Source organism: Streptomyces sp. NPDC093225, assembly GCF_044753805.1.
Taxonomy (GTDB): Bacteria; Actinomycetota; Actinomycetes; order Streptomycetales; family Streptomycetaceae; genus Streptomyces.
In genome coordinates, this window is sequence record NZ_JBIVNX010000100.1 from 1 (window position 1) to 9331 (window position 9331).

General features: G+C 75.5%; 4 protein-coding genes. 3 read left to right on the forward strand and 1 reads right to left on the reverse strand.

Annotation, left to right across the window (positions count from 1 at the left end; genetic code table 11):
* Nucleotides 1-205 precede the first annotated feature (205 nt).
* The gene (locus ACIQCH_RS38045; RefSeq protein WP_402588888.1) at nt 206-1660 is read right to left on the reverse strand and encodes a PucR family transcriptional regulator ligand-binding domain-containing protein; all 1455 of its coding nucleotides are present in this window, start codon (nt 1658-1660) and stop codon (nt 206-208) included.
* 273 nt (nt 1661-1933) lie between these two features.
* Here ACIQCH_RS38045 and speB point away from each other — a divergent pair, with 273 nt between their 5' ends.
* The 3 genes from speB to ACIQCH_RS38060 all read left to right on the forward strand — a co-directional run bounded on the left by speB (nt 1934) and on the right by ACIQCH_RS38060 (nt 9191).
* Complete coding sequence (speB, locus tag ACIQCH_RS38050) at nt 1934-2902, forward strand: agmatinase (RefSeq protein WP_030210822.1); 969 nt, start codon at nt 1934-1936, stop codon at nt 2900-2902.
* A gap of 143 nt (nt 2903-3045) precedes the next feature.
* Nucleotides 3046-4749, forward strand: coding sequence for a thiamine pyrophosphate-binding protein (locus tag ACIQCH_RS38055; RefSeq protein ID WP_402588891.1), 1704 nt, complete (start codon nt 3046-3048; stop codon nt 4747-4749).
* Nucleotides 4750-5162: 413 nt separating this feature from the next.
* Nucleotides 5163-9191 (forward strand): ABC transporter ATP-binding protein, encoded by a 4029-nt coding sequence (locus ACIQCH_RS38060; protein WP_402588893.1) that lies wholly within the window; start codon nt 5163-5165, stop codon nt 9189-9191.
* Nucleotides 9192-9331 lie beyond the last annotated feature (140 nt).

Below are 9331 nucleotides of genomic sequence, written 5' to 3' on the forward strand. Positions count from 1 at the left end.
CCCCCCCCCCCCCCCCCCCCCCCCCCCCCCCCCCCCCCCCCCCCCCCCCCCCCCCCCCCCCCCCCCCCCCCCCCCCCCCCCCCCCCCCCCCCCCGGCCCGGAAACCCTCGGCAGGCGGACAGGCCCGACACCGCCCACCCACCACGACCCCGCCCAACCCCAACGCCGTAAGCCCGACCCCGGGTCCCCACCCCCGCTACCCCCGCTACCCCCGCTCCCCCCACGACCGCAGTGCGAACCACAGCTCCATCCGGACGTCCGGATCGTCCAGATCCAGGCCCAGGAGCACGGCCGCCCGCGAGATGCGCTGGCGGACGGTGTTCCGGTGCACCTCGAGGGCGACCGCGGTGCGGTCCCAACTGCCGTGGTGGGCCAACCAGCTGCGCAGGGTCGCTCGCTGGACCGGGTTCAACGGACCCAGCAGGGCCTCGGCGTACGCGCGGGCCTCGGCCGCGCCGACCAGTCCGCCGAATCCGGCCTCGACGTGGTGGGCCAGGGGCGCGCGGGCGCTCTCGGCACGTTCCAGGGCGCGGGCGGCCTGCGCGTCGGCCACGATGAGGCCGTCCGGCTCGGCGGGGGCGCTGACCCCCATCCGCCAACCGGGCTGCGGCCGGGGTGCCGGGGCGTGCTCGGCGGGGAGGAGCAGGCGTACGTACGGGCCCTCGGCGGCGTACAGAGAGGTGCCGAGCCCCGCCGCGAGAGCGGCCGGGTCGCCCGCCCCGCGGGCGTGGACCACGATCCTCCGAGCACCCCCGAGGGCCTCCTCGGCGCTCCCGCCGAGCAGCAGCCGCACCAGGGCCGAGGCCTCGCCGCCCCCGGGCGCGCGACGCGCGGTCAGCAGGGTGAGCAGCACCGCGGCCACCCCGGCGATCGTGTGGTCGCCCGGCGTCCGCGCGGGCGTGGCGAGCGCGAGCACGAGCACGGGGTCGCGGCCCAGGGCGTACGCGGAGAGGTGTTCCGTACCCACGGTGTCGGTCGCGGTGGCCGGACCACCGGTCCCGACGCGGTGCGCCAGCTCGCCCAGGGCGAGTAGCACGCCCTCCGAAGGGGACGGCCCGGCGGCCTGCGGGGCCGCGACGGCACGGGACGGCTCCGCAGCCGGCCCGAGGCGAGGCGGCCGGGGTGCCGGTGACCCGGCGGCGGGAGCCTGGTCGGTCGGCAGCACCCCCACCCACCCCCCGAGCGTCACCGCGAGACGCCGCAGCACCGCCGGGACGGGGTCCGGGCGGGCGGCCGCCGCAGCGAGCGCCTGCTGGGCCTCGGTGACCCGGCGCAGTTCGCGCGTCCGCGCCTCCGCCATCAGGCGCCAGACCGCCCGGGCCACCGCGGTGAAGGGCGTGCCCGGCGGAACCTCCATCAACGGCAGCCCCTGCTCCGCGCAGGCCCGTACGAGCGCCTCGGGCACCTCCTCGTGCACCGGCGCCACGCCGAACCCGAGGGCGGCCACCCCCGCCGTGACGAGGCGGGCGACGTAGGCGGCGTACGCCTCGGGGTCGGGGCCCAGCTCCTGCCCGGCCGTCAGCAGCAGCTCACCGCCCAAGAGGTACGGCGACGGGTCGGCCATCTCCGAAGCGTGCACGCCGTACACCTCGGCCCGGGTACCACCCGCGGCCTGCCGCAGCCCCAGGGCCGTGTCGTCGAGCAGCCCCTCCAGAAGCACAGGCGGCCCCGAACCCGAACCACCCACCCCACCCGAGCTCGAACCCGAACCACCCACCCCACCCGAACCCGAGCCCAAGCCCGAACCACCCACCCCACCCGAACCCGAACCCAACCCCGAACCCGAGCTAGCACCCATGGATATCCCGCACACACCAAACCCCGAACATAGATGAAACGTACACTTCGCCCCACCCTCCCAGCCACCTACGCTCGAAGATGGACCCGGGGCCCACCCCCACCCGGGCCGAATGGAACAGAGAAGGGCACCCCCATGAGCACCGAGCAGACGCCGCGCGGCCCCGTCGACTCGTCCCGCATCCCGCGGTACGCAGGCCCCGCCACCTTCGCCCGGCTGCCGCGCCTGGACGAGGTCGGCTCCGCCGACGTCGCCGTCGTCGGCGTGCCCTTCGACTCCGGCGTGTCCTACCGCCCCGGCGCCCGCTTCGGCGGCAACGCCATCCGCGAGGCCTCGCGCCTCCTGCGCCCGTACAACCCGGCCCAGGACGCCTCGCCCTTCGCCCTCGCGCAGGTCGCGGACGCCGGCGACATCGCCGTGAACCCCTTCAACATCAACGAGGCCGTCGAGACGGTCGAGGCCGCCGCCGACGAGCTCCTCGGCAACGGCTCCCGCCTGATGACCCTGGGCGGCGACCACACCATCGCCCTGCCCCTCCTGCGCTCGGTCGCGAAGAAGCACGGCCCGGTCGCGCTGCTGCACTTCGACGCGCACCTCGACACCTGGGACACGTACTTCGGCGCCGAGTACACCCACGGCACCCCGTTCCGCCGCGCCGTGGAGGAGGGCATCCTCGACACCGAGGCCCTGTCCCACGTCGGTACCCGCGGCCCGCTGTACGGCAAGCAGGACCTCGACGACGACGCCAAGATGGGCTTCGGCATCGTGACCTCCGCCGACGTCTACCGCCGCGGCGCCGACGAGGTGGCCGACCAGCTGCGCCAGCGCATCGGTGACCGTCCGCTGTACATCTCCATCGACATCGACGTGCTCGACCCGGCCCACGCGCCCGGCACCGGCACCCCCGAGGCGGGCGGCATGACCTCCCGCGAGCTCCTGGAGATCATCCGCGGACTCTCCTCCTGCAACCTGGTCTCCGCCGACGTGGTCGAGGTCGCCCCGGCGTACGATCACGCGGAGATCACCTCGGTCGCGGCCTCGCACACCGCGTACGAGCTGACCACGATCATGAGCCGGCAGATCGCCGCCGCGAAGGGCAACTGACCCCCGAGGTCACCCGACCCGAACGGTCACCGGACCCGAACGGTCACCGGAACCGAACGGTCGCCCGACCGGAACGGTCACCCGACCCGCCCGGGCCTCCGCCCCCCGCGCCGGCACCACGAGCGAGAAACGGGCAGAAGCACGTGACCCACGACCACGACCTGGTACTCCGCCCCACCGAGGCCCAGACGGCGGCAGCCCTGGCGCCGCCGCCGGGCCGCACGGGCGGAGACCTGGTCGTGGAGACGCTCCAGGGGCTCGGCGCGACCACCGTCTTCGGGCTCCCCGGACAGCACGCGCTCGGCGTCTTCGACGCCGTCCGCCGCTCCGACCTGCGCCTGGTCACCCTCCGGGTGGAGAACAACGCGGGCTTCGCCGCCGACGCGTACGGCCGCCTCACCGGCGAGGCGGCCCCGCTCCTCCTCTCCACCGGCCCCGGCGCCCTCACCTCCCTCTCCGCGCTCCAGGAGGCGGCGGCCGCCTCCGCGCCCGTGGTCGCCGTCTGCTCCCAGGTCCCCACCCCGGGTCTGGGGGGCGGTCGCCGCGGCCACCTGCACGAGCTGCGCGACCAGCAGGCCTCGGTCCGCGACATCGTGAAGTCCGTCCACACCGCCCGCACCCAGTCCCAGATCCCCTCCGCGATCGCGGAGGCGTGGGAGTCGGCGCTGACCGCCCCGCACGGGCCGGTGTGGGTGGAGATCCCCGAGGACGTGATCCGCGCCGAGACGGTGATCCCGCAGGTCACGGGCGTGGACGCGACCCCGCACGACCTGGCCCCGCGCCCCGAGCTGACCGCGCTCGCCGCCCACTGGCTGGAGACGGCGACCCGCCCCGTGATCATCGCCGGCGGCGGAGTCGTACGGTCCGACGCCGCGAAGAAGCTCCGCCAGCTCGCCGAACGCATCAACGCGCCCGTCGTCACCACCTTCGGGGGCAAGGGCGCCTTCCCCTGGCACCACCCGCTCTCCCTCCAGTCCTGGCTGGAGGACCGCCACATGACCGGCTTCCTCGAGGACGCCGACGTCCTCCTCGTCGTCGGCTCCGGGCTCGGCGAGCTGTCCTCGAACTACCACACCTTCCTGCCCACCGGCCGGGTCGTCCAGATCGAGGCCGACCTCGGCAAGCTGGAGTCCAACCACCCCGCCCTCGGCATCCACGCCGACGCCCGGCTGGCGCTCCAGGCCCTGCTGGAAACGGTGGGGGTGCGGGAGGACCCGTACGCCCCCGAGCGCGTCCGCATGGTCCTCGGCGAGATCGAGGCCCGGCTGGCCGACCAGGGCCTCGGCCACGCCGCCTGCCCGGAACGGCAGGCCCTGGCGGCGGTCCGGGCGGCCCTGCCGGCCCGTTCCCCCTCGTTCTGGGACATGACGATCCTCGGGTACTGGGCCTGGTCGGCCTTCGACCCCGCGCACCCGAACACCATGCACTCCGCCCAGGGCGCGGGCGGCCTCGGCTACGCCTTCCCGGCGGCGCTCGGAGCAGCCGTGGCCGAGCCCGGGACGCCCGTACTCGCCGTCTCCGGCGACGGCGGCGCGATGTACTCCATCGCGGAGCTGGCCACCGCCCGCCAGCACGACCTCGACGTCACCTGGCTGATCGTGGACGACGGCGGGTACGGGATCCTGCGCGAGTACATGACCGACGCCTTCGGTACGCCCGCCACGGACGCCACCGAACTGGCCCGGCCCGACTTCGCGGCCCTGGCGGAGTCCTTCGGGGTGCCCGCGGTGACCACCTCGCCCGACGCCCTCCGCGCCGACCTCGCCAAGGCGCTGGCCACCCCCGGCCCGTCCGTGGTCGTCCTCCCGACCACGTTCCGCATGTTCGCCCCGACCCACCTCGCGTAAAGAGCGCTGCGGACGGCACCCACCCGAAACCCACCCCCGAGCGGCCCCCGAGCGGCCCCCGAGCGGCCCCCGAGCGGCCTCCAAGCGGCCCCCGAGCGGCCCCCGAGCCACCCCCGATCCGCACCCCGGCCCCGCCCCCCCAAGCCCCGCCCCCGCGCCCCCACCGCACGCCCCCGTGCATCCCCCGGATCGTTGCACCGGGATGAAATCCGCAGCTCCGCGTGTTGGGCTGTCCTGCAGGACCGGGCACCAGGACCGGACGGCAGGACGACAAGACGACAACGGGGAGGCCCCACGTGGCGGCGGCAGAGACGGCCGGAGCGGAGAAACCGGGAGCGGGCGACCCCCGAGCGAGCGACCCCCGAACAGGCGCCCCCGGAGCAGGCGCCCCCGGAGCGGACGACCCCGAGTCCATATCCGCACCCCCCGCACCCCCCACCCCCGAGCCGCAGAGCTGGGCCCGCCGCCTGGCGGGCTACACGTGGCGCTACCGCGCCAACGTGCTGCTCTCCCTCGGCTCCTCCCTCGCCGGCATGGCGCTTATGGCCCTCGTCCCCCTGGTCACCAAGGTGATCATCGACGACGTCATCGGCGACCACTCCCGTCCCATGGCCCCGTGGGCGGGCGCCCTCGTCGGCGCGGCCGTCCTCGTCTACGTCCTCACCTACGTCCGCCGCTACTACGGTGGCCGCCTCGCCCTCGACGTGCAGCACGACCTGCGCACCGAGATGTACGAGACGATCGCCCGACTCGACGGCCGCCGACAGGACGAGCTGTCCACCGGCCAGGTCGTCGGCCGGGCCACCAGCGACCTGCAGCTGATCCAGGGCCTGCTCTTCATGCTCCCGATGACCATCGGGAACTTCCTCCTCTTCGGCATATCCCTCGCGATCATGCTCTGGCTCTCGCCGCTGCTCACCCTGATCGCCCTCGCCATCGCGCCCGCGCTCTGGTTCATCGCCAAGCGCAGCCGCGCCCGGCTGTTCCCCGCCACCTGGTGGGCGCAGGGCCAGGCGGCGGCCGTGGCCGGCGTGGTGGACGGGGCCGTCACCGGCGTCCGCGTCGTCAAGGGCTTCGGTCAGGAGGAGCAGGAGACCGCCAAGCTGCGCGACGCGAGCCGCCGCCTCTTCGCGGGCCGACTGCGCACCATCCGCCTGAACTCGCGCTACAACCCCGCCCTCCAGGCCGTCCCCGCCCTCGGCCAGGTGGCCATGCTGGCGGTCGGCGGCTGGATGGCCACCCGCGGCCAGGTGACCCTCGGCACGTTCGTGGCGTTCTCCACGTACCTCGCCCAGCTCGTCGGCCCGGTCCGCATGCTCGCCATGGTGCTGACCGTCGGCCAGCAGGCCCGGGCCGGCGTGGAGCGCGTCCTGGAGCTCATCGACACCGAGCCCGCGATCGAGGACGGCACGCGCGAGCTGCCCGCCGACGCGCCGGCGACGGTCGAGTTCGACGAGGTCTCCTTCGGCTACGACCCGGCCCGCCCGGTCCTCGAAGGCTTCTCGCTCACCATCGCGCCCGGCGAAACCGTGGCCGTGGTCGGCGCCTCCGGCAGCGGCAAGTCCACCGTCTCCCTCCTCCTGCCCCGCTTCTACGACGTCACCGACGGGGCCGTACGGGTCGGCGGCGAGGACGTACGCGAGCTCACCCTCGCCTCCCTCCGGGCCGCCATCGGGCTCGTCCCGGAGGACAGCTTCCTCTTCTCCGACTCCGTGCGCGCCAACATCGCGTACGGCGTCCCCGACGCGACCGACGAGCAGATCCGCGCGGCCGCCCGGGCCGCCCAGGCCGAGGGCTTCATCGAGGCGCTCCCGGACGGCTACGACACCAGGGTCGGCGAGCACGGCCTGACCCTCTCCGGCGGCCAGCGCCAGCGCATGGCACTGGCCCGCGCGATCCTCACCGACCCGCGGCTGCTGCTCCTGGACGACGCCACCTCGGCCGTCGACGCGCGCATCGAGCACGAGATCCACGAGGCGCTGCGCTCGGTCATGGCCGGCCGCACCACCCTCCTGATCGCCCACCGCCGCTCCACGCTCGCGCTGGCCGACCGGATCGCCGTGCTGGACCGGGGCCGGCTCTCCGACATCGGTACGCACGCGGAGCTGGAGGCCCGCTCGGAGCTGTACCGACGGCTGCTGACCGACCCCGACGCGCTGGCCGGCGGCTCGCCGGACCCGGCCGGTCAGGCGGTCGCGGCCCGCGACCGGGCCTCGGCCCTGGACCGGGCGGAGGCGGCCACCCTCGCCGAGCTGGAACGCGAGCTGGACCTGGAGGCCGAGGCGGAGATCGACGCCGAGCCGGTCAACGCCAAGCGGCGGGTGGCCGACGGGATCACCCCGGAACTCTGGCGCCGCCCGGACGACGGACCCACCCTCGACGCCGGGCCCACCCGGAGGGCCGAGCCCGCAACCGACGGGCAGCCCACCACCGCCACCAAGCCCACCACCGCCACCAAGCCCACCACTCCCACCAAGCCCACCACCCCCACCCCGGCCCCCGCCGCCCTCCCCGGCCCCGGCGGCCACTCCATGGGCGCCGCCGTCGGCGGCATGACCGCCACCCCCGAACTGCTCGCGCAGGTGGCGGCGCTGCCGCCCGCGGACGACACCCCCGACATCGACGAGGCGCGCGCCGCCGCACCCGAGGAGTCGTACGGCCTGCGCCGCCTGCTGCGCGGCTTCTGGGCCCCGCTCGCCATCAGCCTCGCCCTGGTCACCGTCGACGCGTGCGCCAGCCTGCTGCTGCCCGTCCTGATCCGGCACGGCATCGACGAGGGCGTCTCCCGCCTCGCGCTCGGCGCCGTCTGGGCCGCGGCGGGCCTCGCGCTGGTCGTCGTCCTCGCCCAGTGGGGCGCACAGGTGGCCGAGACCCGGGTGACGGGCCGGACCGGCGAGCGCGTGCTGTACTCGCTCCGCGTCAAGATCTTCGCGCAGCTCCAGCGCCTCGGCCTGGACTACTACGAGCGCGAACTGACCGGCCGCATCATGACGCGGATGACCACGGACGTGGACGCGCTCAGCACCTTCCTGCAGACGGGTCTGGTCACCGCGGTCGTCTCGGTGCTGACCTTCGCCGGCATCCTGGTGGCCCTGCTCGTCATCGACGTCGAACTCGCCCTCATCGTCTTCGCCACGCTGCCGGTGCTGGTGGTGGGCACGATCGTGTTCCGCCGCAAGTCGGTGAAGGCGTACGAGCTGGCCCGCGACCGGGTCTCGGTCGTCAACGCGGACCTGCAGGAGACGGTCTCCGGGCTGCGGATCGTGCAGGCGTTCCGCCGCGAGCGGAGCGGGGCGCAGCGGTTCGCCGCGCGCAGCGACGACTACCGGCAGGCGCGGGTGCGCGGCCAGTGGCTGATCTCCGTGTACTTCCCGTTCGTGCAGCTGCTGTCCTCGGTGGCCGCGGCCGCCGTGCTGATCGTGGGCGCGGGCCGGGTCGAGGCGGGCACGCTCACCACGGGTGCGCTGGTCGCGTACCTGCTGTACATCGACCTGTTCTTCGCCCCGGTGCAGCAGCTCTCGCAGGTCTTCGACGGCTACCAGCAGGCCACGGTCTCGCTGCGGCGGATGCAGGAGCTGCTGCGCGAGCCGACCCGGACCCCGCAGGCCGCGCGGCCCCGCGAGGCGGGGGAGCTGCGCGGCGAGATCGCCTTCGAGGACGTGTCCTTCCGCTACGGCCCGGTCGACGCGGCGTCGGACACCGCGGCGGACGGGCCCCGGCCGGCGGTGGCCGCCGAACGCTCCGGCGAGGCCCTGGCCGGCATAGACCTGCGGATACCCGCGGGGCAGACGGTGGCCTTCGTGGGCGAGACGGGCGCCGGCAAGTCCACCCTCGTCAAGCTCGTGGCCCGGTTCTACGACCCGACCTCCGGCCGGGTCACCGCCGACGGCACGGACCTGCGCGACCTGGACCTGACGGGCTACCGGCACCGGCTCGGGGTCGTCCCCCAGGAGTCGTACCTCTTCCCGGGGACGGTGCGCGACGCCATCGCGTACGGGCGCCCCGAGGCGACCGACGCCGAGGTGGAGGCGGCCGCCCGGGCGGTCGGGGCGCACGACATGATCGCCACGCTGGACGGCGGCTACCTGCACCCGGTGGCCGAACGCGGCCGGAACCTCTCCGCCGGCCAGCGCCAGCTGATCGCCCTCGCCCGGGCCGAGCTCGTCGACCCCGACGTGCTGCTGCTGGACGAGGCCACGGCCGCCCTGGACCTGGCGACCGAGGCGCTGGTCAACCAGGCCACCGACCGGCTCGCCGGCAAGCGGACCACGCTGGTCGTGGCGCACCGGCTGACCACCGCGGCGCGCGCCGACCGGGTCGTGGTGATGGACCGCGGCCGGGTGGTCGAGGACGGCACGCACGCCGAGCTGCTCGCCCGCGGCGGGCGGTACGCCGAGCTGTGGCGCACGTTCATCGGCGAGGACGAGCCGGCAGCCGCCTGACGGCACGACGCGCGCGGGCCCGCCCCCCGGGCCCGCGCCGGGGGGGGGGGGGGCCCCCCCCCCCCCGCCCCCCCCCCCCCCCCCCCCCCCCCCCCCCCCGCCGCCGGCCCCCCCCCCCCCCCCCCCCCCCCCCCCCCCCC